This window comes from Corynebacterium doosanense CAU 212 = DSM 45436 (genome assembly GCF_000767055.1).
In the GTDB taxonomy this organism is placed as follows: Bacteria; Actinomycetota; Actinomycetes; order Mycobacteriales; family Mycobacteriaceae; genus Corynebacterium; species Corynebacterium doosanense.
In genome coordinates this window covers 573,637-599,930 of sequence record NZ_CP006764.1, presented here as the reverse complement: position 1 = coordinate 599,930, position 26,294 = coordinate 573,637, and the positions used below count along the sequence as shown (strand labels likewise).

The following is a 26,294-nucleotide window of genomic DNA, read 5'->3' as shown; positions in this document are numbered from 1 at the left end:
CCTTGGTTACTTTTCGACGACGGCAAGCAGGTCGCGCGCGGACAGGAGCAGGTACTCCTGGCCGTCGTACTTCAGCTCGGTGCCGCCGTACTTGGAGAACACGACAACGTCGCCTTCCTTGACATCGATCGGGGCGCGCGTTCCGTCGTCGTTCTGCTTACCCGGGCCGACGGCGATGACGGTGGCTTCCTGCGGCTTCTCCTTGGCGGAGTCCGGGATGACCAGGCCGGAGGCGGTGGTGGTCTCGGCCTCGAGGATCTGGACGAGGACCTTGTCTTCGAGCGGGCGAATGTTGACGTTAGCCACGGGAATGCCTTTCGTTGGAAATTCTTAAGTGTGTTGTGCGCGGTTGTAGGGCCATCGCAGCCGTCGTCGCGGGTGAACAACTGTGTGCCAGCAACCTATTTAGCACTCTAATCATTTGAGTGCCAGCGCTCAACCTTGAGCGGGGAGTGTCAGCCGAGGTTCATGGCCGCGTTGTGCCACAGCTGGAACTCCTGCGGGTAGTCCTCGCGGTAGTTCGCCGTGGCGCGCAGCCCCTCCTCGACCTGCTCCTGCCCGGCCTCCGTGATGTCGGAGACGGCGCCGACGGAGCCGGAGACGACGATGACCGGGCCGGTGATGGCGGCCGTGGGATCGGAGAAGAAGGCGGAATTGCCGGTGTTGGCGTGGTTCTTTCCCAGTGAGGCGAAGGCGTTGGGCTCTTCCAGGCCAGCGTTGGGCGCCGAATTGACGATGGCCACGAGGCCATCCTGGCCCTCGTCGAAGGAGACGGCGACATGCTCGGTGGTGCTGCCACCGAGCAGCTCGGCGAGCTGGTTGTCGTCGAAGCTGACGGGGCGGGTGGACAGGTCAGGATTAACGAGAATTCCGTTGGTCATGGCTCATTCTTTCGTACGTAGTTTCACGGGCCACTAAGGCTACTGCGACGGAGAGAAAAGCGCAGCGCAACGCTAGCCGACGAGCGGAACCTCGACCGCCAGCCCGGGAGCCGTCGCGGCCGCCAGGGAGGACGGTTCCGCACCCTCGTGAATGAGCTGTCCCGCCAGCGCGGCGATCATCACGCCGTTGTCGGTACACAGGCGGAACTCCGGCGTCAGCAGCTCGATGCCGGCCGCCGCGCACCGCTCTCCCAGCAGCGAGCGCAGCCGGGAGTTGGCCGCCACTCCGCCGCCGAGCAGCATGGTCCGCGCGCCGGTGTCCTCGGCGGCGAGCACGGCCTTGCGGGTGAGCACGTCGGCCACGGCCTCCTGGAAGGACGCGCAGACATCCTCGACCGAGATGACCCGTCCCTCGCGCTCGGCGGCCTCGACATAGCGGGCCACGGCGGTCTTGAGCCCGGAGAAGGAGAAGTTGTAGCGCTGCTCCCCGCGCAGGTCGTCGGCCCTGGTCAGGGCTCGGGGAAAGGCCACGGCACCCGGGTCGCCCTGGGCGGCGAGGCGGTCGATGACCGGGCCGCCGGGGTAACCCAGGTGCAGCAGACGCGCGACCTTGTCGTAGGCCTCGCCGGCGGCGTCGTCCAGCGTCGACCCCAGTTCCTTCATGGGCCTGCCCACCGCGTCGACCTCGAGGATCTGCGTGTGCCCGCCGGAGACCAGCAGGGCGATGGAGTGGCCGAGGGTGGTGCCGCCGAGGTTGGCCACGGCGACGTGGCCGCCGAGGTGATTGACGCCGTAGAACGGGACTCCCCACGCGGCGGCGTAACCCTTGGCCGCGGCGGCGCCGACGAGCAGCGCGCCAGCCAGCCCCGGGCCCACGGTGGCGGCGACGGCGTCGGGGCGCTCAATGCCGGCCTCCGCCAGCGCTGCCGCCATGACCTGGGGCATCGCCTCCAGGTGCGCGCGGGAGGCGATCTCGGGCACCACACCCCCGAACCGGGCGTGCTCGGCCATGGACGAGGCGACCCGGTCGGCGAGGACGCGCATCGTGCCGTCCTCCGACAGCTCGACGACGCCGACACCGGTCTCGTCGCAGGAGCTCTCTATTCCGAGGACCTTCATTCGCCGTTCCTTTCCGGGCTGGATGTGCGGGGCTGGCGTGACATGGTGAAGGCGTCCGTGCCCGAGGGTTGGTAGTAGTTCTTGCGGGTGGTCAGGGTGGTGAAGCCGAAGGACTCGTACATGGCGATCGCCGCGGCGTTGTCCGTGCGGACCTCGAGAAACATCGGCCCGCCCATGGTGTCCGCGGTGTGTGTGAACTGATCCATGAGATGACGGCCGATGCCGCGGCGCTGGTAGGCGGGATCCACTCCGATGGTGTGGATCTCGAACTCGGGGTCGTCCGGCCGCCCGAGCATGGCCAGGCCGGCGTAGCCGACCATGAGGTCGGTCTCGGTGTCGAACACCCCGAGGTAGAAGGTGTGCGGGTGGGCGAACTCCACCGAGAACACCCGCTCCGGCCAGGGGTTGTCCCCGGGAAAGAGCACCTGCTCCAGCTCGGCGCAGCGCGAAGCATCCCCGGCGCGCAGCTCGCGGACCTCAAAACTCACGGGCGTACCTCCGGGATCGCCGCCGAGCGGGGCGTCGGCGTCGGCGGTACGGCATCGGGCCGGCGCAGATAAGCGGGGGTCAGCGGCTCCGGCTGGGCGGAAAGATCGGCGCAGGACACCAGCCCCGCGGCGCGGGGGGTGAGCTCGACGTGCGGCACCGCTGCCAGGTGCGCGGGAAGCTTGTCGACGAGGTGTTCCGGCACCACGACCGCATCCACCTCGATGTTGTCCGGCAGATTGCCGGGCTGATCGACCGACGGGCCCGACACACGGACGCCGTCGACGTAGTGGGCCCAGTACACCTCTCGACGGCGGGCGTCGGTGGCGACCAGGAGGTTCTTCGCGTCGTGGCGGGTGGCGATGGCGTCCAGCGAACTCACGCCGAAGACGGGGATCCCCCGTGCCTGCGCGATGGCGGAGGCGGTGGCCATGCCGACCCGCAGACCCGTGAACGGCCCGGGGCCCTGTCCGACAACGACCGCGTCGAGGTCGGCGAAGGCGTGGCCGGAGGCGTCGAGAAGCTCTGTCACCGTGGGCATGAGCAGCTCGTTGTGCCCGCGGGTGGCGGGGAGGACCCGGTCGGTCGCGACACCTGATTCGGTGTCGACGAGGCCGGTGACCAGGTCATGGGTGGCGGTGTCGAGAGCGAGGACTAGCACGCCACCCAGGTTAGACGCTTAGGAGGCGAGGACCCAGCCGCCCTCGTCGGTCTTCATCAGCGGCAGCATCTGCGCCGCGTTGAACGGCGGGAGCTGGCCGGAGGCACAGAAATCAACGGCGGAGCGGGAGATCTCGTCGGCGGCGGAGGTGCCGTCCTCGCGGATGAGCACGAGGTAGTTGGACTCCAGGCCGACCCTGTCCGGCAGCCCCTCGGGCGCCTCCGGCAGACCGAAGGTGTCCACGACCAGCTGCGGAGTGGTGCCCGGGCAGACCGGCACGGCCGCGACGAACTCCTCGCCGTAGGCGTCCATCGGGGACACTGCGGTGAGCCTCAGCCCGGCGTCATCGGCCGCGGCGGTGGCACGCTCCACGCCACCGGTGGGGAAACTCGCCTGCTCCGGGGCGCGGGTGGAGAGGAAGATCAGCCCGGCGACGGCCAGGAGGAAAAGGACGATGATGACGCCAGCTAGCGTCTTGAGGCTCTTCGACATTTCTGTCACGTTACTACACGGGCTGTCGGATGCCCCACGAGACGATGCGGGCCTCGGAATCCGGGTCCTGCTCCACCGCGGTCGTGCGGTCGAGCGAGACGAAAAGGTAGGTCTCCGCGATCTGTTCCACCAGTCCCCCGCCCCATTCGGCGACGACGACGGCGGATTCCAGGCCCGTGTCCAGGTCGAGGGCGTCAAGTTCCCCCACCGGGTCGCCGCTGCCGCCCACCAGCCGGTAGGCGTCCATGTGGATGAGCGCTGGACCCTCACCTGCGGAGGGATGCTCGCGCGCGATGACAAACGTGGGCGAGGTGACCCGGCCGGTGACACCCAGGCCGTCCGCCAGCCCCTGGGTCAGCGTGGTCTTGCCCGCTCCCAGGGGGCCGTCGAGGATGACCACGTCCCCGGCCTCGAGCGCGCCGCCGAGCTCACGGCCGAATCCCCTGGTGTCCTCGGCGGTCTCCAGCCTGCGTGTCCCCTCTGCGGGAAAGGTCGGCTTCACCGGTACTGCCTCCGCGTGCGGCCCTTGGGCAGGCAAGCGACCTCGTAGTTGATGGTGCCCAGGGCGTCGGCAAACTCGTCCACACTCATCGCGCCCGGCCCGAAGAGCACGGCCTCCGCCCCGGGCATGACGGCGTGCGGGTTGTCACCGAGGTCGACGACGATCTGGTCCATGCACACCCGCCCGATCTGCTGGTAGCGCCGGCCGGCGATGGTGACCTGCAGCTTGTCCTGCATCGCGCGGGGAAGCCCGTCGGCGTATCCCACCGGCAGCACCGCGGTGTACCCCTGCCGGTCCGCGGTGAAGGTGTGGCCGTAGCTCACGCCGTCCCCCGGCGCGAGGGGTTTCACGGACACCACGTCCGCGGCCCAGGTCATCGCCGGCCTGAGGTCGTACTCCCCCGGCAGCGGGTTCATGCCGTAGAGCGCCAGTCCGACCCGGACCTGATCGTGGTGAAGGTCCGGCCTGCTCAACGTCGCCGGGGAGTTGCACAGGTGGTTGACGGGCAGCTCCAGCCCGAGCGACCGGCCGATCTCGATGGCACGCGCGAAGTTCGCCGCCTGGAGGTCGTTGGCCGGGTCATCCGGCTCATCGGCGCGGGCCAGGTGGCTGAAGATTCCCGTGACTGTGAGGAAGGGGGTGTCCCTGGCCAGGGAGAAGGCCTCGTACCAGGCGGCTTCGTCGATGCCGGAGCGGTGCATGCCTGTCTCCAGCTTGAGGCAGATCCGCGCGGGGATCTCCATCGCGACCAGCGCCCGCAGGTGCACGAGGCTGGGCACGCCCAGCTCCACCCCGGAGGCGAGCGCCTCGGTGACCTCGTCCCCCGGATCGTCGGGGCTCCACAGCCACGCCAGGATCGGCTTATCGACGCCCGATTCCCGCAACCTGCTGCCTTCGGCGGCCGTAGCGACCCCGAACGCGTCGGCCCCGTTCTCCGCCATCACCGCGGCGACCTCGGCCGCGCCGTGGTTGTAGCCGTCGGCCTTGACCACGGCCATGAGGCGGGTGCCCTCCGACAGGCGCGCCTTCACGGCGCGGGTGTTGTGGGCGATGGCGTCGAGGTCGATCCGGGCGCGCAGTTGGCTCATGCTCACGCGACGGTTATTCGACGGTGACGGACTTGGCGAGGTTGCGCGGCTTGTCGATGTCCTCGTTGCCGCATTCGCGGGCGATGTCCGCGGCGAGGAACTGCAGCGGAACGGTGGCCAGCAGCGGCTGCATGATCGACGGGGTGGCCGGGATGCGGATGAGCCAGTTGGCGTAGGGCTCGACCGCGGTGTCGCCCTCTTCGGCGATGACGATGGTCTTGGCTCCGCGCGCCCGGATCTCCTGGATGTTGGAGACGATCTTGGAGTGCAGCTGCTTGACCCCGTGGGGGCTGGGCACCACGACGACGACGGGCAGGCCGTCCTCGATGAGCGCGATCGGGCCGTGCTTGAGCTCGCCCGCGGCGAAGCCCTCGGCGTGGATGTAGGCAAGCTCCTTGAGCTTGAGCGCACCCTCGAGAGCCACAGGGAAACCAACGCCGCGGCCGAGGAAGAGCATGGTCGGCACCGCCCCGAGCGCGGAGGTCAGTTTTCCTACCTCCTCCTGCGAAGCGAGGACTTCCTCAACCTTGCCCGGGATCTCCTCGAGAGAGGCCCAGATGTCGCTGATCTCGTCCGGGTACTTGGTGCCCTTGGCCTGCGCCAGCGCCAGGCCGACGATGTAGTTGGCCACCACCTGGGCGAGGAAGGCCTTGGTGGAGGCCACGCCGATCTCGGGGCCGGCGTGGGTGTAGAGCACGGCGTCGGACTCCCGCGGGATCTGCGAGCCGTTGGTGTTGCACACCGCGAGCACCTTGGCGCCCTGGGACTTGGCGTGGCGCACGGCCTCGAGGGTGTCGGCGGTCTCGCCGGACTGGGAAATGGCCAGGACCAGCGTGCGCTCGTCGAGAACCGGGTCGCGGTAGCGGAACTCGCTGGCCACCTCGATCTGGACCGGGATGCGCACCCAGTGCTCGATGGCGTACTTGGCCAGCAGGCCGGAGTGGTAGGCGGAACCGCAGGCGACGACGAAGACCTGGTTGAAGGACTTGAGATCGGACTGCGAGAGGTTGCTCTCGTCGAGAATGACGCGGCCGTCCTCGAAGTGACCGGCCAGGGTATCGCGCACGGCGGCGGGCTGCTCGTGGATCTCCTTCATCATGAAGGAGTCGAATCCGCCCTTCTCGGCGGCCTCGAGGTCCCAGTCGATGGTGAAGGGGCGGCCCTCGGCGGCGGTGCCGTCGAAGTTGAGGATCTCGTAGTCGTCCCTGGTGATGATGACCACGTTGTCCTGGCCCAGCTCCACGGCGTTCTTGGTGTGCTCGATGAAGGCGGCGACGTCGGAGCCGAGGAACATCTCCCCCTCGCCGACGCCGACGATGAGCGGCGTCGAGCGGCGGGCGGCGATGATCTGGTCGGGGTGGTCGGCGTGGGTGAACAGCACCGTGAAGGCGCCCTCGAGCCGGTTGAGCACCTTGAGCGCGGAGGCGCGGAAGTCGCCGGCCGTGTCGCCGTCGTTGTAGGCCAGCGCCAGCAGGTGGGTGGCGACCTCGGTGTCGGTGTCGGACTGCAGGGTGATGCCTTCGGCCTCGAGCTCCGCGCGCAGGGGCGCGAAGTTCTCGATGATGCCGTTGTGCACCACGGCGACCTTGTTGTCGAAGCTGACGTGCGGGTGGGCGTTCTCGTCCGTCGGCCGGCCGTGGGTGGCCCAGCGGGTGTGCCCGATCGCGGTGGAGCCGGTCAGCGTCTCCGCCCCTACCTCGGCGATCTTGTCCTCGAGGTTGGCGAGCTTGCCGGTGCGCTTGACCGCCTTGAGAAAGGACTCCCCGTTCTCATCCGTACCGACCAGCGCGATGCCCGCCGAGTCGTATCCGCGGTACTCCATGCGACGGAGCGCATCCACGGCCAAGTCCAGGGCCTGACGGCCACCTACATATCCGACGATTCCACACATGGGTGCCACAATAAACCACCGCGTCAACTCTTCTCTAGTTGATACGTCCGCGCCGTCCCTGGCCCGTCTACCGCCAGAGCACCGGGGTTTTCCACTATCGTGGTGTGCGTGTCTGTGAATCTGAAGAAACCCCTGGCCAATCTGTCCAAGCGTGGCCCCCACCGGGTCCTAGTCGGCGATCTCGGTTACACCGGTATCGAGGGCAAGGTCTACACGCCGGCCGAGGGCAACGGCCTGCCGGCCATCGCCTTCGGCCACGACTGGACCAAAAAGGTGAAGAGCTACCACGCCACGCTGCGCCACCTCGCCAGCTGGGGCATCGTCGTCGGCGCCCCCAATACCGAGACCGGCCTCAACCCGGACCACTCGGGATTCGCCGCCGACCTCGACTCCACCCTGCAGATCCTCGCGGGTGTCAAGCTCGGGGAGGGCAACGTCACGGTCAACCCCGGGCGACTCGGCGTCGTCGGCCACGGCATGGGTGGCGGCGCGGCGGTGCTCGCAGCGGCCAACAACCCCCGCGTTCAGGCGGTGGGTGCCCTGTTCCCCGCCGTCGTCTCCCCCTCCGCGGATGCTGCCGCCCGCTCGCTGAACGTGCCGGGCCTGGTCATCGCGTCCGAGGACGGCGAGGTCTTCGGCGCGGGTAACCCCGAGCGCCTGGCCTACAACTGGGGCAGCGACGTCGCCTTCCGCAAGGTCGACGGCATCAACCAGCAGGGATTCACCGAGGACATGCTCTTCCGCCTCACCGTCGGCATGGGTCTGCCGCAGGGTGCCGGCCAGGAGCGGGTCCGCGGACTGCTCACCGGCTTCCTCCTCCACCAGCTGGGCAAGGAGAAGAAGTACGAGGACTTCTCCGCAGAGATCGCGGAGGCCAAGCAGGTCACCAGCCTCAGCCGGCTCGAGCTGGCCGACCGCGTCTCCAGCACCTACACCTCCGGTTCCACCCCGGCGCGTATCGACGACTAACAGCCCCCTAGTCTCGGCGCAGCACGCTCTTGACCTGGCCTGATCTCGGGGCCGGCCGAGGTGTGCCCGCTCGGGCTCGTGGCCGGCGTTCCGCCGCCTGTTCGGCCGCGCTCTTCTCCACGTCGCGCTGGATCTTGTCCATCGTCGCCTCGAACTCCAGCATCCGTGCTGCCGTTCGCCGACGAAACTGCCGGGCGAATTCATCGAAGTCGTTCACCAGGTTCCTGCCTTTCGGGTCCTGATCTCGGTGGGTTCAGCTGCCGTCGCCTGAGTGCCCAGGTGCTCGAGTTTCTCCGGCGGGGCCGGAGGCTCGGGGACCTCCGCCAGCTCCGGCGGCGGGGCGATGACACCCTCGGGCGCTGGTTCCGGGGCGGGCGGTGGCGGCGGATCAGGTGCAGGCGGTGCGGGTTCCGGTGCGGGCTCAGGTTCCGGTGCGGGCTCAGGTTCCGGTGGCGTCGGCGGCGCAGGCTCGGGGCAGTCCGGCTCCTCCGGGGGCGCGCACTCCTCAAGACAGCAACAGCACGCGCTGGCGTCGATCTGGATGACCGCGGCGCCCGACGATCCGAGCACGCCCAGGAAATTGTTGGTGGACGACGCTGTCGCCGAGGACACCGCCTCCTGGATGCCTCGATCGAAGCTGGCGAGACACGCCTCCGCGGACGCCTGCATGGATCCCGTCATCGTCGAGGCCGCTTCCAGGAGCAGTGACCCGAAGGGACTGACGGAGGAGCTCACCACCGGCTCCGGGCAGGGCGCGGGAGCCGGCACCGGTGCCGCCGGTGCGGGTGCAGGTGCGGGCACGGCCGTCGGCGCAGTCGGTACCGATTCCACGACCGGCGCCGGACCCGCCGGCTCGGGTGCCGGGTTCGGAACCGCGGGGCCCGGCGCGCAGGGCGTGGGAGCACAGGGCTCCGGCGCGGGAGCGGGCGGGTTGGCCGCCTCGCTGTCGCAGTGACTCTCACACTTCTGCGCCATCTTGTCCAGGCATCCGGTTACCTGGGTGTCCCGCTCCCGGCAGGTCTCAACGCCGGTGGAGACGGTGCTGTCGATGAGCGCGGAGCCCGCGGCGACCGCCACCGAGAGAACCCTTCCCGCCGGGGTGGCGCGCAGCAGCATGGCCAGCGGCCCCAGCAGAGAGGTCGCGGCCAGGAGGATCTCCTCCAGCGCCGTCGCGGAATCCCCGACGATGGTGTCCACCGTCTCGCAGCACGCCCGGAGATCCTGCTCCAACCCGCCGGTGCATTCCCGCTCGTTCTCGTAACCGTCATTCTGTCTGATGAAGAAGTCGCTCAGTACGCTCCCGGCCACGTCGACGAGCAGCTCCGACGCCATGTCGACGATGTCGAAGCGGTCGGGTCCGCTCCCCTCCGAAGGGCCCCGGCCTCCTCGCGCACCCAGCACACCCGCCCGATGGATTTCCCCCGTGTCCAGCCCGTCGAGGGTGCCGACCGCCGAGCGCAGCGCCTCGATCCCGGCCCGCCCACCGCCGTAGGCCCCCGCCGAGGCGGCGGTGAAGTCCGCCACCGCGCGGTCGAACTCCGCCAGCATGGGCAGGTTGAGATCCACGCTCATGGCTGACCCGCCTGAAAGCTCTCGGCTATGTCCTCGTCGGCGCGGGTGAAGTTCTCCACCTGGCTTGTTCCGGCCGCCAGGGATTGCGCCAGCACATCAACCCGCCGCTGCCCGGTCTCATGGACCCGCAGAAACGCCGACTGCAGGCGCTCGGCCAGAGCGGTGAACTCTTTTCCGGCCGCTGACACGGGCATCGCCGGCCGGGCCTGGGAGTGGGACGCAGAGGCATCCCGGGCCTGAGCCTCGGCTCGGGACAAAGCGTGCAACACCTCATCATGATCGTAGTGGATCCGTGATTGGGACATCCGCCCTGCCGCCTTCTTCGTCGTGTGTTTCCGTCAGTTCCTTTGACTGGGCACGACGCGGCCTGGTTCCCTGCCGCAGAAAAAATCCTCCGCCGCGCCCCGGCGGAGGGGGCGCAGCGGGGCGTCGATAAGCGGGTATCTAGACGGCCGCCACCACGGCGGCGATGCGACCGGCGACCTTGCGGGCCTGCTCCTTGTTCTCCGCCTCGACCATTACACGGAAAAGTTCCTCCGTGCCGGAGGGGCGCAGGAGTACTCGGCCGGAGTCGCCCAGCTCGTTCTCGGCCTCGGTTTTCGCGGCGACCACGGCGTCGTCGGACAGGACCGCGGACTTGTCGGATACGGGCACGTTGATGAGCACCTGCGGGAGGACGGTCATCACGCTGGCCAGCTCCGCGAGCGACTTGCCGGTCGACGCCATGCGCGCCATGATCCGCAGGCCGGACAGGGTGCCGTCGCCGGTGGTGGCGAAGTCGGGAAGCACGATGTGGCCCGACTGCTCCCCACCCAGGCTGTAGCCGCCGCGGCCGAGTTCCTCGAGGACGTAGCGGTCGCCGACCTTGGTCTCCACCATGTTGATGCCCTCGCGCTGCATGGCGAGCTTCAGGCCCAGGTTGGACATCACCGTGGCCACGAGCGTGTTGTGGCGCAGGTCGCTGTCCTCCTTCATGCCAACCGCGAGGATGGCCATGATCTGGTCGCCGTCGACGACGTTGCCCTGTGCGTCGACCGCGAGGCAGCGGTCCGCGTCGCCGTCGTGGGCCAGGCCCAGGTCAGCGCCGTGTTCGAGCACCGCAGCCTGCACCTTGTCGATGTGGGTCGAGCCGCAGTTGTCGTTGATGTTGTAGGCGTCGGGCTGGTTGAAGATTGCCACGACCTCGGCCCCGGCGGCCTCGTAGGCCAGGGGCGCGACGGCACTGGCCGCACCGTTGGCCGCGTCCACGACCACCTTGATCCCGGAGAGGTCGGTGGTCACCGACTCGGCGAGATGGGCGAGATAGCGCTGCCGGGCGTCGCCGGCCTCCTCGATGATGCGGCCCACGCCGGTGCCCGTGGGGCCCTGGTCGGAGAGTTCGGCCATCGCGGCCTCGATCTCGTCCTCCACGGAGTCGGGCAACTTACGCCCGCCGGCGGAGAAGAACTTGATGCCGTTGTCGGGCATGGGGTTATGCGAGGCGGAGATGACCACGCCGAGCGCCGCGCCGTAGTCCTTGGTGAGAAACGCGACGCCCGGGGTGGGCAGAACGCCGACGCGCAGGACGTCGACACCGGCATAGGCCAGGCCTGCGGACAACGCGGCGGCCAGCATTTCGCCGGACGCACGCGGGTCGCGGCCGATGACGGCGGTGGGGCGGCGCTCGTCGGAACGCCGGTCCTTGGTGAGCACCTGCGCCGCCGCCGCGCCCAGCTTCAGCGCCAGCGCGGCGGTGAGGTTCTTGTTCGCGAGGCCGCGAACACCGTCAGTTCCGAACAGTCGAGTCATAAGGGACATTATGCACAGCGGCCCCTCACTAGCCGACGGCCACCTCCGCGCTCAGCGGGGTGTCGTCCGAGGACGTGCCGATGTGCAGCGTGTACGTCCCCGGCTTGACCACAAAGGACTGCTCATTCGCGTCCCACACCCCGAACGGATGCGAAGCGGCCGCCAGATCCAGCACGATCCTCGCCTCGGCGCTCTGGCCCGCGGCGACGTGCACCTTGGCAAAGCCGACCAGCCGGCGCGGGGGCTGCCCCTTGACCGGGATCTCCAGGTACGCCTGCACGACCTCGGAGCCGTCGTACTCGCCGGTGTTGGCCACGGTGGCGGTGATCTCCACCTTTCCGTCGGCATCCGCCCCGCCGACGAGATTCCTGCCCTCAACCGCCAGGTCAGAGAGCTCGAAGCTGCTGTACGAGAGGCCGTAGCCGAAGGGGAACAGCGGCGCGATGTCCTGGCTCTGGTGCCAGCGGTAGCCCATGTTGAGGTTCTCGGAGTAACGCATGACCGGGTAGCCGGCGCCCTCGTCGACGCCCGGGTAACGCGACTCGTTGCCCGCGTAGCAGGTGTCGGACTCGCTCGCCGGGTAGGACATGGGCAGCTTCGCCGACGGGTTGTGCCTGCCGAACAGGGTGTCGGCGACGGCGTGTCCGTCCTCCTGGCCCTGGTTGAAGCACTCGAGCAGGGTGTGCGTCTTGTCCACCCACGGCATGAGGACCGGGTCGCCGTCCTTGAGCACGGTGACCGTGCGGGGGTTGGCGTCGGCGAGGGCGTCGATAAGCTCGTTCTGTCGCTTGGGCAGGTTCATGTCCTCCTGGTCCGCGCCCTCGGTGGTGACCAGCCCGGCCATGATGACCACGGTGTCGGCGGCCTGGGCGGCCGCGCGGGCCTCCGCGAGGTTGGACATGTCGTCGGCGACGGTGAACACCTCGACCTCGTTGTCTGCTCCGAGCTCGGACAGGACGTCCGTCATGCCCTCGAGCGGCGGAACCTCCTTCGTGGGAATCACCTGGGACGAGCCGCCGCCGCAGTTGCAGATGTTGTTGGCGAAGTCGTCGATGCCCACGATGAGGATCTTCCCGGAGGTCTCGGGCTTGAGCGGGAGCAGACCCCACTCGTTCTTCAGCAACACGATGACCTCGGCGGCGGCCTCGCGCGCGAAGGTGGCGCCGCGCTCGACGTCGATGCCCGTGACCGGCGACTCGTTGTCGAACTGGCCCATGCGGAACATCTGGGTGTAGCGGCGGATGAGCGCACGGTCGATGGTCTTCATCTCCAGGATGCGCTGGTCCAGCGCATGCTCGATGTTCTCCATGTTCATCCAGTTGTGGTCCGGCATCTCGTGGTCCAGGCCGGCGTTGAGCGACTGCGCGGTGGAGCGGGTCGACCAGAAGTCGGACTGCACGTAACCCTCGAACCCCCACTGGTCACGCAGCACCGTGGTGAGCAGCCAGTAGTTCTCCGTGCCGTAGGTGCCGTTGAGCCGCTGGTAGGAGCTCATGACCGACGCCACCTCACCGTCCTTCACCGTCATCTCGAAGGGCAGGAGGTAGAGCTCGCGCATGACGTACTCGTCGGCCTTGACGTCGTAACGGAAACGCTCGCGCTCCTCGTCGTTGAGCGCGAAGTGCTTGGCCATGGCGATGATGTTCTGGGACTGCACACCCCTGGTCACCTCGACCCCCATGACGCCGGAGAGGTAGGGGTCCTCGGAGAAGTACTCGAAGTTGCGCCCGCCGAGGGTGATGCGCGCCAGGCACATGCCCGGGGCCTCGAGGAGGTGCTGGCCCAGCGCCTTCATCTCCAGGCCCATGTGCTCGCCGTAGCGCCGCGCCAGTCCCGGGTCGAACGTGGCGGCCAGCCCGAGGGTCGCCGGTAGCGCGGTGGCTGCCGGGGACGGGGTGCCGTCGCCCATGCCCACGCCGACGGGTCCGTTGGTGATGTTCAGCCGCGGGATGTTCAGTTCCTCGATCGGCTCGGCGTGACGCCACACCTCCAGCTGATTGAGGTCCAGGTCCGGGTCGGTCATGTCGAGGTTGTACGGGTTGATGGTCTTCATCGCACCGCCGAGCTGGTCGACCTTCTGCTCGAGTGTCATCTCCGCCACGAGCAGGGCGGCGCGTTCACGCGGGCTTTTCGACGTATCCATCCACGGCTGGTTGTTCTCGGTCATTGTTTCCTCACTTCACGACGGCGGTTTCTCCACCCCACGCTAGGCCGGCAGCACGGGGCTACACACCACTTGCAGGTTGTTGCAGAGCCCGGGCCGCGGGGGTCACACACCCGCGTGCCGGTGCCAGTTGTCAAAATCCTCCGCGACCGTGGCCGCCAGCTCCATGTAGGCCCGCGTGGTCGGGGGAGCGAGCAGATCCATGTCCACCACGGCACCCTCGGACAGGTGTTTGTCGAAGGGGATGAGATGCACCGAGCGGGACCGGGCCCGGAAGTGCTCGACCACCTGATCCAGATCAATGGTGGCGCGGGAGGGTGCGCAGGCGGAGACGACCACGATGGACGTGGCGGCGAGGTGCCCGTACCCGTGCACGTTCAGCCAGTCCAGGGTGGCGGAGGCGGACTGCGCGCCGTCGAGGGCCGGAGTGGTCACGAGGATGAGGGTGTTGGCCAGGTCCAGCACCCCGGCCATCGCCGAGTGCATCAGTCCCGTGCCGCAGTCGGTGAGCAGGACGTTGTAGTGGTGCTGGAGGATGTCGATGGCCTGGCGGTAGTCGCCCTCGGAGAAGGCCTCCGACACCGCTGGATCCCGCTCGGAGCCGATCACCTCGAGCCGGGAGGGCGCCTGGGTGGTGAAACCGCGCACCGTCGCGTAGCGCGAGGTGTCGTCCGCTGCCAGGAGATCCCGGATCGTGGCCGGTCCCGGTGCCGCTACCCGCTGGGCGAGGGTGCCGAAGTCCGGGTTGGCGTCGATGGCGATGACGCGGTCACCACGGACCGAGGCGAACACACCGCCCAGCGCGACGGTGGTGGTGGTCTTGCCCACTCCGCCCTTCAGCGACATCACGGCGATGCGGTAGTCACCCCGCAGCGGGCGGCGGATGCGCTCGAGGAGGTCGCGCTGCGACTCCTCCCCCGGCGACTCCCCGAGGTTGATGCCACCACGGGACACCTGGTGCACCAGTTTGCGCCACCCCTTCGCCGGGTGGCGTTTGACCCGGTTGACCAGGTTGGACTGGTCCAGGGCGGGAGGCGGCGTGAGCTCGTGTGCGGTGGCGCCGCGGTGTTTCCCCGCCCCGGCAGCGTCCCCGTTCCCCCACCACGACGGCGTGGCCTCGGCAGAGTGAAATTCTGTGGTCATGTGCGATCCCCCATCGTCACAACAACTCAATCTTGGGAGGCGATGCCTCACTCCCACAGAACTCTAACCGCGCCGGGTCCGTTGCGCCGGGCGAGCGGTGTCAGAGCCGGAAACTCACCACATCGACCGCCCTGTCCTCCTCGAGGTGGTCGTAGTAGTGCGTCAGTGCTCCCCGGAGCTCGGCCAGGTCGGTGAATCCGGCGAGCCCGGCGTCCTCGTCGGTCAAGTCCTTGAGCTGTGTGTGTCGCACCTCGGTGATCATGACCGGCAACCGGTCGTCGGGCGGTTCCACCCCGTCAAAGATGAGCACGGCCGGCCCGCGGCGGTACGGGTCATCCACCCGGATGGCCTGCACCTTGTCCCCGGACAGAACCAGCCCGTGTGTCCCCCGGCAGCCATGTGCATCTCCTGCGGGCTCTCCAACCGTGCGGAGGAGTACGCGTTGGGCAGCAGCTGCTCGACGGGCAGCTCCACCAGTCCGGCGGGTTCGCGCACCACGAAGCAGATCTCCGGGTTGCGTTCAAAGAAGATCTGCCGGCATTTCCCGCACGGGGAGATGACCTGCCCCGAGGGGCCGTGCACCGCGGCGACCGCGACGATCGGGTCGTCCGGCATGGTCGCGGCGTGCAACGCCAATGCGGACACCTCTCCGCAGGGGCCGCCGGTGAAGTGGTGGGCGTTCATCGCCGTGAGGATCTCCCCGGAGGCGGTGAGTATCCCGCCCGCCACGGTGTGCCGGTCCCCGTCGTTGCCCCTCCTGGCGGCGTCCGCCGTTGCCTCGATCAACCGCCTGGTTCCACTGCTCAACATGAAACCCAGCGTAACTGAACCCTTCCGGGGAAACGGCGAACGCCGCCCTCCCCCACCGGGTGGGAGTGGACGGCGTGAACCGAAAAGGACCGTGAGCAGTCCAGGCGTGATTAACGCTTGGAGTACTGCGGGGCACGACGTGCCTTGTGCAGACCGGCCTTCTTGCGCTCGACGGCGCGGGCGTCACGGGTGAGGTAGCCGGCGGCCTTGAGGGCCGGGCGGTCACCCGGGTTGTACTCGATGAGAGCACGGGCGATGGCCAGGCGCAGGGCGCCGGACTGGCCGGTGGGGCCGCCGCCGCCGATGTTGACCTTCATGTCGAACTGGCCTTCGCGGTCAAGCAGAGCCAGCGGGGACAGGATGTCCTGCTGGTGCAGCTTGTTCGGGAAGTAGTCGTCGAGATCGCGGCCGTTTACCTTGATCTCGCCGGAGCCGGCCTTCATGAGCAGACGGGCGATGGCGCGCTTACGGCGACCAACGGTCTGGATCGGGCCATCGTTGATGACGTAGTTGGATTCCTCGGCCTCGGTCTCGGATTCCGTGTTCAGTGCGTCACCGATGGTGTAGCCGAAGTCCTCGCTGGCAGCCTGGGCTGCGGCGATGTCCTCGGCGGAAGCGACGTTGTCCTCAACCTGCGAGGTGGTGTTCTCGAGGTTGTCGGTGTTGTTCGGCTCAGTCATTACTGGGTCACCTGCTTGAACTCGAATTTTTCGGGCTGCTGGCCGGCGTAGGGGTGCTCGGAGCCGGTGAAGACGTGCAGCTTCTTGACGGAGGCGTCGGAGAGCTTGTTGTGCGGCATCATGCCCCGGATAGCTTCTTCGACAACGCGGTCAGGGCGCTCGTCGAGAGCCTTGCCCAGCGTCATGGAGCGCAGTCCACCCGGGTAACCCGAGTGGCGGTAACGCATTTCGCGCTCGCGCTTGTTGGACGAGATGTGGACCTTGTCCGCGTTGATCACGATGACGTGGTCTCCCACGTCGGTGTTCGGAGCGAACTGGGGCTTGTGCTTGCCGCGCAGCAGGTCTGCTGCGGAGGAAGCGAGCTTGCCCAGGACCACGTCGGTAGCGTCGATGACGTACCACTTACGGGTGATGTCACCGCTCTTCGGGTGGTAGGTAGACATGCATGACTCCTTAAAAAGTCTGTCTAGAGATGGTGCCGGCCAACGAAGCGACACGTAGCTGCGCCTGACCCGCGGCGGCCGGTGGGGACCCGCGGAGGCGATGCCGCGGCCCTGTTCCAAGAGGAACTGACCACGGCGCGTTACGCACACAGGGGAAAAACTTTACGTCACGCAGGCAGATAACCCAAACCGCCCGTCGGTAGCGGGACGGCCTCCCCGCCTCCCGGTGGGGACTTCCCCCCATTCTCCTTGTCGGGTCGAGTGGATAGCAATACGTTCAGCTTCGACAGCGCGATTCAATCCCCTACCCAGGGAGGCCGACCTTCACCTCAGCTTTCCCCCGCCCACAGAAACTTTGCTCCTCGCCCCATCGATACCGACCCCAGCAATCACTCTCACCCCGTTTCCAGAATGGAGTTCTGCCATGAACATCTCGAAGACCCGCCTCATGTCCCTTGGCCTGGCCGCCGCGGCCGCCGGTACCGGCCTGCTGGCCACCTCGGCACCCGCGTCCGCCGGAACCTGTTACTACAGCGAACGAACCCACGCACTGGTTACCCTTGGCTCCTCCCACGGCGTCGTGGCCACCGGTGAATGCGGAATGATTTACCCCGGCGCTGGTCTTAAAGGCGAAGGGACAACCCCGAACGCCATTTCCCTGGGCGCCATCACGCTCCCCGGCGGCGAATGGATCGTGGGATTCATCAACGACTTCAGTGGTCTCTACCCGGTCAACAACGGCCCGGAAAACTTCTGGATCGAGCGGTAGCAAAGCGACGAAACCGCCCGTCAGTACCGGAACCTCCGGTACCGACGGGCGGTGTGGCGTGACCGCGGGGCTGGGTCGCGGTGGACATATCCCCCGATTTGTCCGTTCCGCGTCCCGGGGAACACCGTTTCGGCCAGCTGGCGCATCCGCCCCCGGTTAGTGGAGTGAGTGCTGGCCTCTGACGGCTCCCGCGCCCGCGCGCGGCCCGTGTGCGAAGTACGCGGTTACTGCCAGGAAGCGGCGGCGCGGCGGTTGATGTCGCTCATGTTGCTGTTGCCTTCCGACAGGGTGTCGGCGATGGTGCTCAAAATCGTGTTGAGTTCCAGGGCTGCCTGGTCCCACTGCGCCTGCGCAGCCTGGTAGGCGGTGCTGGCATCGCCCTCCCAGGACTCGACCATGGGCTGGAGCTGGCGTTTGAGGTCGTCGAGTTCGGACCCGATCCGCGCAGACGTGGAGCGGATGTCTCCGGAAGAGGCCTCGATCTCACCGAACTGGTACTTGATTGCGCTCATGACTGTTCCTTTTCGTTAGCTGGGCTGGGTTGGATCTGCCGGTGTCAGAGTGCGAGACCCTGGGAGCCGACCTGGTTGAAGGCCTGCTCGGTGGATGCCTCGGTGTCCGCGAAGTTGCTGCTGTTGCTGCGGAGGTTGTCGGAGATGGAGGTGAGAGCCTCCTGCAGGCGGTTCGCCGAGGAGTCGTAGCGCTGCATGAGGTTGTCGAAGCTGATCTGCGCGGTACCGGCCCAGGAACCACGGAGCGTGTCGACAACCCCGCGCACCCGACCCAGTTCGCTCTGGACGTTGGCGTTCACGTTGTCGACGTTGCCCGCGGTGGTGATCATGACGTCGGCTTCGGTTCTGAACAATTGGCTCATGTCGGAGTGACCCTTTTCTGTCGGTGTGAGGTGGACGAAGGAGCGGGCGAGTGGTCCCTTCCCGCTCTATTAGGACTGCCTCCGCCGCTCTGCGGTTCCCTCCAACGCCAAAGTTCTCATTCTCCGCCGACGGTGAAGGTCCGGGTGGCCATCGTGCAGGCGGCGTGCTGGCTGACGGACGGCTGTTCCCGGGTGTGGCACCCGACGCTGAGCTGGTTCCCGCCCTCCACCCACGTGGTCCACCGCACCCGGGATCCGTCTCCGGGATCCTCCACATAGGACATGGTCTCTTCTCCGCGGTCCGGCTCCGAGAGCTGCGGGTCCTCCTCGACGAGGCGCTCCACCTCGTCGAAGAGGACACCGGCGCCGATGCTGTACACGGGGTCGCGGGTGAGATGGATCCGCAGGTCCGGGTCGTCGCCGGTGGCGACCACGGACGACTCCGACTGCGTCAACTCGAAGTCCGCCGGCAGCGACACGGTCGTATCGCCGAGCTGCAGCTGCACCATTGCTGCCGCCGGCTCCAGCGCAGACGTCGGAGCGGTCGGCTGAACCCGGGGAGTCGTCGGCGGTGCGGACTCGCTCGACTCCCCCATCACCTGGGCAACGGGGTCCGGATTCCCGCCCCCGGGCGCTCCCCACCACCGCAGACCCACCACCACCGCGCCCACCAGCAGCACCAGGACCGCACTCGCGACCACCACCGCCGTCACACCGGGACGCTCGCCGGAGAGCCGGCCGCGCAGGAACGACTCCCGCTCGACTTTACCCCGCAGCCGGTGGCGGCCCACCGGAGGAAACTCCCCGGTGTCCGGGTCCTCCTCGGGCGCCGGCTCGTCCGTCTCCGCGGCGGAGCAGGCCACCCCCTTGTTGGCCAGCAGGCGCTGGAGGGTCGCGGTGGCCTCGGCATCGGCGTCGATACGCACGTGGACATCTGGCCAGGACTGCGCCGCGAGCTGGCGCACCTGATCGAGCACACTCGTCCCGGCCCAGCCCTCCGTCACCCCGGTTCCGGGGAGGTCATAGCGGTAGATGACGTCGCTGGGGGTGAGCCCCTCGAAGACGGTGGCGGAGTCGAAGACCGCGATGGTGATCGTGGGCAGACCCGTGCGCGGAGCGGTGGGAATGGTCATGGCAGGGAGACCTCCTGGGTCAGTGCGACGTGGCAGGCTCCCCGGTTCACACCCCGGGTGACCCAGGTGGCGCGGCCGGGGGGCAGGAGTTTCGGGCGGATGCCGAAGATCGGTCCGTCATCCCGGTCGGCGGAGAGAATGAGGGCGGCGGGTTGTTCATCGTGTAGCGCGGCGAGCATTCCGCCGAACATTGCCCGCCCGATTCCACCGGACTTTCGGGCGACGACAAGGTGCAGGCCGATGTCGCGGGCGAAGGGCAGGAGTTCGCTCAGCAGGTGAAGCTCGGCCGCGGCGACGAGGTCGAGGTCGTCGATGGCGATGTAGATGTCCGGGCCCGTCCACCAGGAACGCTCGCGGAGCTCGGCGGGTGAGATGTCGGGGCCGGGGAGCCGATCCCGCAGGGTGGTCACGGCGCTGCGCAGGGTCTGGGCCGCCGCGGAGGCGGAGGCGGCGTAGGCGGCGACCATCTCGTCCGGCAGCTCTCCCAGGTGGGAGCGCCTCGGGTCGACGACCACCAGGCGGGCGCGCTCCCTCCCGAGCCTGCAGATACCGGACATGACCGTGCGCAGCGCCGCGGATTTGCCGGACTGGGACGCACCCACGATCACCAGGTGCGCGTCCGCCACCGGGTCCCAGGTGAGGGTGGTCAGTCGCGCTCCACCGATCCCGATCGGCACGCCCGGGGTCTCCGCGGCCGCGAGCTGCGATACGTCCACCGAGGTGGGAAGTACCCGCAGCGCCGGCACGGACTGCTGCCCCCGGGACTGCGCTTCTCGACGGATGTGTTCAAGGTCCTGGCCCGAGGTGAAGGCGACGAGCATGTGCGCGCCGTCCGCCGACAACCCCCGACCCGGAGCGGCGGGGAGTTTCTCCTGGGCCTTGCGGTCGATGACCGAATCGAGAGCATCGACCAGGCGGAGTTCGATGCGGTGGGTGATCAGGTCGCGTATCGCCGGCCGTAGCGTCGCCCACCGCGGGGTGCTGATCACCAGGTGCACCCGCGCCCCGGGGCCGTCGGCGGCGATCCCGGACACGACGTCGACGAGATCGTCCAGGTCGGACCCCGTCGTCGCGATGGCGTGCCAGCCGTCGATGAACAGGAAGGTGTGCCGCGGCTCGGGGAGGTCCACCAGCGCGGTGACCTCGTCGATGATGCGCCGGATCTTTTCGTCGTCACCCCGCCCGGCGTAACCGGCCACGTGGGGCAGCCGCTCCAGCTGGCTGAGGCCCCCGTCGCCGAGATCGATGACGTAGAACCGGACCTCATCGGTGGAATGGCCCGCTGCCAGCGCCGCGGCAAGCGTTCGCAGGGTGCCGGTCTTGCCGGTCTGCGGGCCGCCACTGACGGCGACGTGCCCGCCGCTCTCGGACAGGTCGAGCTCCAACGGGTCCTGCCGCTGGTGGTAGGGGCGGTCGATGATCCCGATCGTCGCACGCAGCGTCCCCGCCCCGTCCGGCCGGACCACCGAGGACAGCTCGATCCGCGCGGGGAGAGGATCCAGCCAGATGCGGTGTGCGGCGAGTTCCCGGACCGCCGCGGCCTCCCGTGCGGCCTCGACGATCGCGTCCAGCACCGTGATGGACTGATCCAGGCGGACGTTGTCCGCCTTCTCCCCCACCTCGTCAATCTCGTCGGCCGCGGTGAACAGGGAGACCTCGGGCACGGCGATGCGGTGACGGGATCCGCTGTCCCGGCGCGGAAGTGGTCCGGAGACGTAGGCGGCCTGGAATCTCGTCAGCGCATCCGCGTCGGTGCGCAGGAAACCCGCTCCTGGCTGCGCGGGGAGGTGGTAGGCGTCGGGCACGCCGATCACCTGCCGGGACTCCCCGGCCGAGAAGGTCTTCAGCGAGATCCGGTAGGACAGGTGCGAGTCCAGCCCCCGGAGTTTCCCCTCCTCCAGCCGCTGGGACGCGAGCAGCAGGTGGACGCCCAGGGACCTGCCGAGGCGCCCTACCGCCACAAACAGGTCGGCGAAATCCGGGTGGTGGACCAGGAGCTCGGAGAACTCGTCGACGATGATCACCAGGCTCGGCAGGGCGGGCAGATCGGGCCGGGTGCTGGAGCGGGCAAGTGCGTAATCGGTGACGTTGGCGAAGTTTCCCGCCGAGCGCAGCGCCTCCTGCCTGCGGTTGAGCTCGCCCGACACCGCGTCGTACATCCGGTCCACCAGCACCGCCTCCTCCTCGAGGTTGGTGATCACCGCCGAGGTGTGCGGCAGCCCCTCGCACCCCAGGAAGGTCGCGCCTCCCTTGAAGTCGACGAGCACCAGGTTGAGCTCCTCCGGGCTGTGGGTCGCCGCCAGCGCGGTCACCAGCGTGCGCAGCAGCTCGGACTTTCCGCTGCCCGTGGCGCCGATGCACAGCCCGTGTGGGCCCATCCCGCCGTGCGCGGCCTCCTTGAGGTCGAGACGCACCAGCCCGCCAGCCTCGCTCAACCCGATGGGCGCGGTCAGCCGCGACCGCGCCTGCCCGTGGAGCGGCCACATGGTCTCCGGCGCCAGATCGTCGATGTCACCGATTCCCACCAGGGAGAGCAGGTCCCCGCGGGTTCCGTTGCCGCCTGTCGACGGCCGCATGTACGCCGCCATCGACCGGGCGAACAACACCGCTTCCCGGTCCGTGAGACCGTCGGGCACCCCGAGGCTCTCCACCCCGCTCGCGGTGAGTACGGATATGTCCTCGTCGACCTGCAGCGCCAGTCCTTCGGATTCCGCCCGCAGCGCGAGGGCGCTGGCGGCGGGGCGCGACGCCACGTCGAGGACACAGGCCCAGGAGGCGTCGTCGATGAAGTCCTCCGTGCCGGTGGTGGCCACGTCATCGACGACCAGGACGGGGAACCTGGCCCGCTGCGGCTGCCGGGAATGGGGCAGCCACTTCAGCCATTCCCATGCCCCGCCCTCCCGCTCGCCGACGACCTGCACGCCCACGACCTCCGGGCCGTGCGCCGAGACGAGCTGGGCGATCATGGCCCTGGCCAGGGGCCGTGCGGCGGGTCCGGACAGCGCGAGAAAACGGAAGGCCCGCAGCTGGATGATGATGGGCATCTCCCCCACCGTGGAGATCGCCTGCAGCGTGCGCCGCAGGCTCACCGCACACACGGGCTCCAGGTCCTCGGTGGCGCCGCCGTCACGGACCTCCAATGCGGTGCTGAGCAGGGCGTCGCCCAGCCCGATACGCACCTCCATGGCATCGCTGTCCGCCTCACCGCGTTCCCACATCCGCCGCGAACCGATGCGGGACTCCAGGTCGGCCGGCCCGGGATGGCGGTGCAGTTCGTGAAGGCGCTGAAGGTGCGCGTCGGCGAGGGCCTTTTCCCTGACGATCCCCAGGTGACGCAGGTAGGCGCGCCGGGTCTCGTCCACCTCGCCTTCCGTCTGGGGAGGGGAAAACATCATGAGCATGGACACACCCATCATCAGCGGCAGCACCAGCGTCATCGGGCTGGCACCGCGCCCGCCCGCGAACATGACCGCCACCATCGCCACCATGGCGGCGACCATGATCACCGGCATGAGGATTCTGACCACGGGCATGGGCTGTGGCCGCTGAGCGGGTGGCACGGCCTCGACGTTCAAGGTCCCGGAAGGCTTCGGCGGTGCTGGTTCCCGCTCCCCGGGCATGAGTGGTTCAACGACGGTGCCGAACGTCACGGGCATGCTCACGCTGGTACTCCCCCAGGTACAGGTGCTCCCCACAGTTGCCCGGCCCCCCGACCGGATCCACGCGGAACTGTGGACACGGGTCGAATCCTAGGCCATGATGAGCACATCGGCAGGCGGGGGCCTGCCGGTCTGTGGAAAGCATCAGACTCGGGGGAGAAAAACTGTGTCCACGTCCTTGTCAGGCCATGATTCGGTGTCGCTGAGCGACGTCCGCGGCCACACCTTGCGCATCAGCGTGCGGGCCCATGTCGGCGTGTTCGTCCGCGAGGTCGATCTGTCCGTCCCCGCGGTTTCCGCGATTTCGGAGATGCTCCCGGAGATCACCGAGCTCTGCGGCGCCCCGCAGATCACCCGGCCCTGGCGGGCGTCGACGGCTGCGGGCCAGGGCATCGACATGGCCGTCCCGCTGCATGCCACCGGGCTCACCCACGGGTCAGTGATCATCCTCAGCCCGGCGGAACCCGTCGACGCCCCCATCCTGCGTGATTCGGCCGAGGCGCTGGTGGTCCATTCCCGGGGAAGCGGCGCCGCGGGTGCGCTGACGGGTGCGGCCGCGGTGGGCAGCATTCTGGTGGTCGTCCTGCTCCTCCCCTTCATCGGCGTGCCCTACGCACTGGCCGCCGGGGCGGGGACGGCGTTGCTGGTGCTCATCTGGTTCCGCCGGCGCACGCTGCTCGCGCCCGTGATCACGCTGCTGGCGGCCGCGTCCGCGGCGACCTTTGTCCTGGGAGGTTCCGCTCCCGTTCCCGGGGTGGAATGGGCCTGGGTGGTCCTGGCCGCGACTGGTACGACCGTGGCGACCCTGACGTTGCTCTCCGCCCTTGGCGCGGTGGGGTCCCGGTTTCTGGCCGCGACCGCGACGGCCGCGCTGCTGGTCTCCGTCTGTTGCCTGGGGTTCGCCGTGCCGGCGGGCTCTGCCACTCCGACCCCTGTGTCGGTCGTTGCCGCCCTGGGCGTGGTGGCTGGGCTCGTGGCCATCAGCGCGACCCCCTCTCTGGCCACGACGCTGGCCGGGTTGGAGGTGCCGCGCCTTCCCACGGCCGGGCAGGATCTGTCCATCGCCGACGGGAACCAGCCGGACGTGGACGTACGTGCCCGGTGCGCCGGGTTGCTGGCGGACGGGATGGCCCTGGGAACCGCCGCGGTCATGGTCCCGTCCCTTCTGGCCTTCTCCTGGGTCGGCGGGCTCGGCCCACAGCTGCTGGCCCTGGCCACGGCCGGAGCGACCGTGTTACACGCGGCGCGTTACCGGCCGACAGTGCCCGCCTACTCGCTGGCAGTGACCGCCTTCGCGGGGATGGCGGGGGCCGTACTCGCCGCGGCTACCCAGCCGACGACCGCCACGGTGCTCATCGCAGCTGCCACCGTCATTGCGCTCACCACCGCCGTGGGCTGGGCCGGCCGGGTGAGCACCGTGGAGCCGACCACCGCGGTGTGGTGGGAGCGCATGGAGATCGCGTCGATCGTCGCCGCTCTCCCGTTGGCGGCCTGGGTGGGCGGGCTGTTCGCCCTGGTTCGGGGACTGGGGTGAAACGGGCGTCGACAGTTCTGGCCCTTCTCCTACTCCCTTTGACCTGCCGCCTGCCCGATGCCGGGGCCCAGCCCGTGGTCACGCCGTGTGTCCGGCCGGTACCGGTGCCCGCACCGCAACAACCTGCCCGACCCGCCAGTGAGACGAGCCTGCACGAGCTCGCCACCGGGAGTGGGGTGAAAGTCGCCGTCATCGATACCGGGGTGGCGCCCCACGCCGAGCTTCCCGGGCTGCTGCCCATCGCCGACCTCGTGGCGCGGGAGACCCCGGATCCACTCCTGGACTGCGACGGCCACGGCACCATCGTCGCCGGGGTGATCGCCGGTCAGACCCTGGGTGTTGCGCCGGGTGCGCAGATTCTGTCGGTGCGTCAGACCAGCGCGCACGTCGCCGTCGAGAACGCGGACACTCCCGAGGGCCGCTCCGGGGGAACGCTCGCCTCGCTGGCGGAGGCGGTGCATCTTGCCCTCGACCAGGGTGCGCAGGTGATCAACATCTCGGTGGTCGCGTGTGTGGATCCGGACACGGCAATCCGGCTGAACTCCGGCGTCCTCGACGACGCCCTCGCCCGGGCTGAGGCGCAGCAGACGGTGGTGGTCGCCGCCGCGGGCAACATCTCGCCGGAGTGCCAGCCCGGATCGGTCGTCTACCCGTCCCACTCTCCGACGGTGCTCAGCGTCGGCGGTCGGGAGAACACCCACACGATCGCGGAGTATTCCCTGCCGGAGCCGGAGGGCCGCCCGGCGGTCTCCGCCCCGGCATCGGTCCCGGTCGCACTCTCCCCGGATGCCAACGGGTGGGTCAGTGGCGTGCAGCCCGAGACCGGGGAGGCGAGGGAGTTCCATGGCACCAGCTTCGCCGCGCCGGTGGTGTCCGGTACCGCCGCCCTACTCAGGCAGCGCCACCCCGACTATTCCGCCGCGGAGATCCGCGCGCAGATCCTCGCCTCGGCGGAGCCCTCCGGCGGGGCGGTGGATCCCCTCACGGCGCTGACCTATGTTCCTCCCGCGGACGTCGAGATCACTCCCCGTCACCTCGCCTTCGCCTCCCCGCCCCCGGCAGGTCAAGAGATCCGCGCCCGGTTGGCGTCGCTGCTGGCGTGCCTGTCCCTGGTCGCCGTGGCCGGCCTGGCGGTCGCGGGGGTGGGTCGGCCGGTCAGAACCTCGTCATTCCCAACCGGTCGTCGAGCACCGGGTTCAGGAAGTCGAGCCCTCCCAGGCCCCAGGTCACCCAGGTGATCGCCAGGAAGGTCAACCAGCACAGCAGGAGCAGCAGGGCGATCATCGTCCACCGCGTCGCGCGCGGCTGTCGGTCGAACCAGGTGAAGAACCTGTCGTAGACACCCACGCCCCAGTGGAGGATGGCCTTGGCCCACCTGACCTCCAGGGAGAGAATGCCGATGGACAGAAACACACCGAGCCATCCCGGGCCGGGCAGGGGAATCGCCGCGAGGCTCAGGACAAACAGCAGCGAGCCGACCACGAGGATCGCCGGGCGCACGAGCCAGCCGTAGCGGCGGGTCTTCAGGCTCTGGTGATAGTCCTCCAGGCGCGTCACGCGCTGCTCGACCCTGTGCCGCATCGTTGCCATGATTACCTAACGCGCTAGCACGCCGGAAAAGTTCCGCCGTGGAGTG

The 26,294-nt window shown here is 68.7% G+C and carries 28 protein-coding genes; 4 read left to right on the top strand and 24 right to left on the bottom strand.

Features of this window, described 5'->3' with window-relative positions; translation table 11 throughout:
• Window positions 1-6: 6 nt before the first annotated feature.
• The 9 genes from groES to glmS all read right to left on the bottom strand — a co-directional run bounded on the left by groES (window position 7) and on the right by glmS (window position 7,120).
• Window positions 7-306 carry a co-chaperone GroES gene (gene groES / locus CDOO_RS03060; RefSeq protein ID WP_018021221.1) on the bottom strand — a complete coding sequence of 100 codons (300 nt, stop codon included), beginning with the start codon at window positions 304-306 and terminating at the stop codon, window positions 7-9.
• 149 nt (window positions 307-455) lie between these two features.
• Window positions 456-881 carry a hypothetical protein gene (locus tag CDOO_RS03055; RefSeq protein ID WP_018021222.1) on the bottom strand — a complete coding sequence of 142 codons (426 nt, stop codon included), beginning with the start codon at window positions 879-881 and terminating at the stop codon, window positions 456-458.
• A gap of 72 nt (window positions 882-953) precedes the next feature.
• Window positions 954-2,000, bottom strand: a complete 1,047-nt coding sequence (tsaD, locus tag CDOO_RS03050; RefSeq protein ID WP_018021223.1) for a tRNA (adenosine(37)-N6)-threonylcarbamoyltransferase complex transferase subunit TsaD — start codon at window positions 1,998-2,000, stop codon at window positions 954-956.
• Window positions 1,997-2,488 carry a ribosomal protein S18-alanine N-acetyltransferase gene (gene rimI / locus CDOO_RS03045; protein ID WP_018021224.1) on the bottom strand — a complete coding sequence of 164 codons (492 nt, stop codon included), beginning with the start codon at window positions 2,486-2,488 and terminating at the stop codon, window positions 1,997-1,999. The genes tsaD and rimI overlap by 4 nt, the downstream gene beginning before the upstream one ends.
• Window positions 2,485-3,147: a tRNA (adenosine(37)-N6)-threonylcarbamoyltransferase complex dimerization subunit type 1 TsaB gene (tsaB, locus tag CDOO_RS03040; RefSeq protein ID WP_018021225.1), complete on the bottom strand. Its 663-nt coding sequence runs from the start codon at window positions 3,145-3,147 to the stop codon at window positions 2,485-2,487. The genes rimI and tsaB overlap by 4 nt, the downstream gene beginning before the upstream one ends.
• 18 nt (window positions 3,148-3,165) lie before the next feature.
• The gene (locus tag CDOO_RS03035) at window positions 3,166-3,639 is read right to left on the bottom strand and encodes a hypothetical protein (RefSeq protein WP_018021226.1); all 474 of its coding nucleotides are present in this window, start codon (window positions 3,637-3,639) and stop codon (window positions 3,166-3,168) included.
• A gap of 13 nt (window positions 3,640-3,652) precedes the next feature.
• Window positions 3,653-4,141: a tRNA (adenosine(37)-N6)-threonylcarbamoyltransferase complex ATPase subunit type 1 TsaE gene (gene tsaE, locus CDOO_RS03030; RefSeq protein WP_018021227.1), complete on the bottom strand. Its 489-nt coding sequence runs from the start codon at window positions 4,139-4,141 to the stop codon at window positions 3,653-3,655.
• Window positions 4,138-5,229: an alanine racemase gene (alr, locus tag CDOO_RS03025; protein ID WP_018021228.1), complete on the bottom strand. Its 1,092-nt coding sequence runs from the start codon at window positions 5,227-5,229 to the stop codon at window positions 4,138-4,140. Before alr ends, tsaE begins: the two co-directional genes overlap by 4 nt.
• A 13-nt stretch (window positions 5,230-5,242) precedes the next feature.
• Window positions 5,243-7,120 (bottom strand): glutamine--fructose-6-phosphate transaminase (isomerizing), encoded by a 1,878-nt coding sequence (gene glmS / locus CDOO_RS03020; protein WP_026159259.1) that lies wholly within the window; start codon window positions 7,118-7,120, stop codon window positions 5,243-5,245.
• Window positions 7,121-7,228: 108 nt separating this feature from the next.
• Between glmS and CDOO_RS03015 the strand changes: the two genes are divergently transcribed.
• A complete protein-coding gene (locus tag CDOO_RS03015) occupies window positions 7,229-8,089 on the top strand; it encodes a poly(ethylene terephthalate) hydrolase family protein (RefSeq protein WP_051063991.1) in 861 nt (286 codons plus the stop codon).
• Between the two features lie 7 nt (window positions 8,090-8,096).
• On the opposite strand, the gene CDOO_RS03010 is transcribed toward CDOO_RS03015, so the two are convergent.
• From CDOO_RS03010 to rplM, 10 genes are all read right to left on the bottom strand, one after another.
• Window positions 8,097-8,306 carry a hypothetical protein gene (locus tag CDOO_RS03010; protein ID WP_018021231.1) on the bottom strand — a complete coding sequence of 70 codons (210 nt, stop codon included), beginning with the start codon at window positions 8,304-8,306 and terminating at the stop codon, window positions 8,097-8,099.
• A complete protein-coding gene (locus tag CDOO_RS14140; RefSeq protein ID WP_018021232.1) occupies window positions 8,303-9,661 on the bottom strand; it encodes a hypothetical protein in 1,359 nt (452 codons plus the stop codon). The genes CDOO_RS03010 and CDOO_RS14140 overlap by 4 nt, the downstream gene beginning before the upstream one ends.
• The gene (locus tag CDOO_RS03000) at window positions 9,658-9,966 is read right to left on the bottom strand and encodes a hypothetical protein (RefSeq protein WP_018021233.1); all 309 of its coding nucleotides are present in this window, start codon (window positions 9,964-9,966) and stop codon (window positions 9,658-9,660) included. Before CDOO_RS03000 ends, CDOO_RS14140 begins: the two co-directional genes overlap by 4 nt.
• Window positions 9,967-10,105: 139 nt before the next feature.
• Entirely contained in the window at window positions 10,106-11,449 is a 1,344-nt protein-coding gene (glmM, locus tag CDOO_RS02995; RefSeq protein WP_020384553.1) for a phosphoglucosamine mutase, read from the bottom strand.
• A 28-nt stretch (window positions 11,450-11,477) separates the two neighbouring features.
• Window positions 11,478-13,616: a beta-glucosidase gene (locus tag CDOO_RS02990; protein ID WP_018021235.1), complete on the bottom strand. Its 2,139-nt coding sequence runs from the start codon at window positions 13,614-13,616 to the stop codon at window positions 11,478-11,480.
• 102 nt (window positions 13,617-13,718) lie between these two features.
• Window positions 13,719-14,756, bottom strand: coding sequence for a MinD/ParA family ATP-binding protein (locus CDOO_RS02985; protein ID WP_018021236.1), 1,038 nt, complete (start codon window positions 14,754-14,756; stop codon window positions 13,719-13,721).
• A 100-nt stretch (window positions 14,757-14,856) separates the two neighbouring features.
• The gene (locus CDOO_RS13875) at window positions 14,857-15,096 is read right to left on the bottom strand and encodes a hypothetical protein (RefSeq protein ID WP_155861285.1); all 240 of its coding nucleotides are present in this window, start codon (window positions 15,094-15,096) and stop codon (window positions 14,857-14,859) included.
• Entirely contained in the window at window positions 15,015-15,566 is a 552-nt protein-coding gene (locus CDOO_RS02980) for a cytidine/deoxycytidylate deaminase family protein (RefSeq protein WP_051063993.1), read from the bottom strand. Before CDOO_RS02980 ends, CDOO_RS13875 begins: the two co-directional genes overlap by 82 nt.
• A 110-nt stretch (window positions 15,567-15,676) precedes the next feature.
• On the bottom strand, window positions 15,677-16,246 hold the full coding sequence (gene rpsI, locus CDOO_RS02975; RefSeq protein WP_018021238.1) for a 30S ribosomal protein S9: 570 nt from the start codon (window positions 16,244-16,246) through the stop codon (window positions 15,677-15,679).
• The gene (gene rplM, locus CDOO_RS02970; RefSeq protein WP_018021239.1) at window positions 16,246-16,689 is read right to left on the bottom strand and encodes a 50S ribosomal protein L13; all 444 of its coding nucleotides are present in this window, start codon (window positions 16,687-16,689) and stop codon (window positions 16,246-16,248) included. Before rplM ends, rpsI begins: the two co-directional genes overlap by 1 nt.
• 424 nt (window positions 16,690-17,113) lie before the next feature.
• On the opposite strand from rplM, the gene CDOO_RS02965 reads away from it, so the two are divergent.
• Window positions 17,114-17,458 (top strand): hypothetical protein, encoded by a 345-nt coding sequence (locus CDOO_RS02965; RefSeq protein ID WP_018021240.1) that lies wholly within the window; start codon window positions 17,114-17,116, stop codon window positions 17,456-17,458.
• Window positions 17,459-17,682: 224 nt separating this feature from the next.
• Here the strand turns inward: CDOO_RS02965 and CDOO_RS02960 are convergent, their stop codons facing one another.
• The 4 genes from CDOO_RS02960 to CDOO_RS02945 form a co-directional block, all read right to left on the bottom strand.
• Complete coding sequence (locus tag CDOO_RS02960; RefSeq protein WP_018021241.1) at window positions 17,683-17,970, bottom strand: WXG100 family type VII secretion target; 288 nt, start codon at window positions 17,968-17,970, stop codon at window positions 17,683-17,685.
• 44 nt (window positions 17,971-18,014) lie between these two features.
• Complete coding sequence (locus tag CDOO_RS02955; protein ID WP_026159261.1) at window positions 18,015-18,332, bottom strand: WXG100 family type VII secretion target; 318 nt, start codon at window positions 18,330-18,332, stop codon at window positions 18,015-18,017.
• A 116-nt stretch (window positions 18,333-18,448) separates the two neighbouring features.
• On the bottom strand, window positions 18,449-19,465 hold the full coding sequence (locus tag CDOO_RS02950; protein ID WP_018021243.1) for a type VII secretion-associated protein: 1,017 nt from the start codon (window positions 19,463-19,465) through the stop codon (window positions 18,449-18,451).
• Window positions 19,462-23,121, bottom strand: a complete 3,660-nt coding sequence (locus CDOO_RS02945; protein ID WP_038573227.1) for a type VII secretion protein EccC — start codon at window positions 23,119-23,121, stop codon at window positions 19,462-19,464. Before CDOO_RS02945 ends, CDOO_RS02950 begins: the two co-directional genes overlap by 4 nt.
• Window positions 23,122-23,290: 169 nt before the next feature.
• Here CDOO_RS02945 and eccD point away from each other — a divergent pair, with 169 nt between their 5' ends.
• Window positions 23,291-24,658, top strand: a complete 1,368-nt coding sequence (eccD, locus tag CDOO_RS02940) for a type VII secretion integral membrane protein EccD (protein WP_162138659.1) — start codon at window positions 23,291-23,293, stop codon at window positions 24,656-24,658.
• Between the two features lie 176 nt (window positions 24,659-24,834).
• On the top strand, window positions 24,835-25,896 hold the full coding sequence (locus CDOO_RS02935) for a S8 family serine peptidase (RefSeq protein WP_018021246.1): 1,062 nt from the start codon (window positions 24,835-24,837) through the stop codon (window positions 25,894-25,896).
• Here the strand turns inward: CDOO_RS02935 and CDOO_RS02930 are convergent.
• Window positions 25,814-26,248 (bottom strand): TIGR02611 family protein, encoded by a 435-nt coding sequence (locus CDOO_RS02930; protein WP_026159263.1) that lies wholly within the window; start codon window positions 26,246-26,248, stop codon window positions 25,814-25,816. The two genes, CDOO_RS02935 and CDOO_RS02930, sit on opposite strands and share 83 nt — an antisense overlap.
• Window positions 26,249-26,294: the final 46 nt, after the last annotated feature.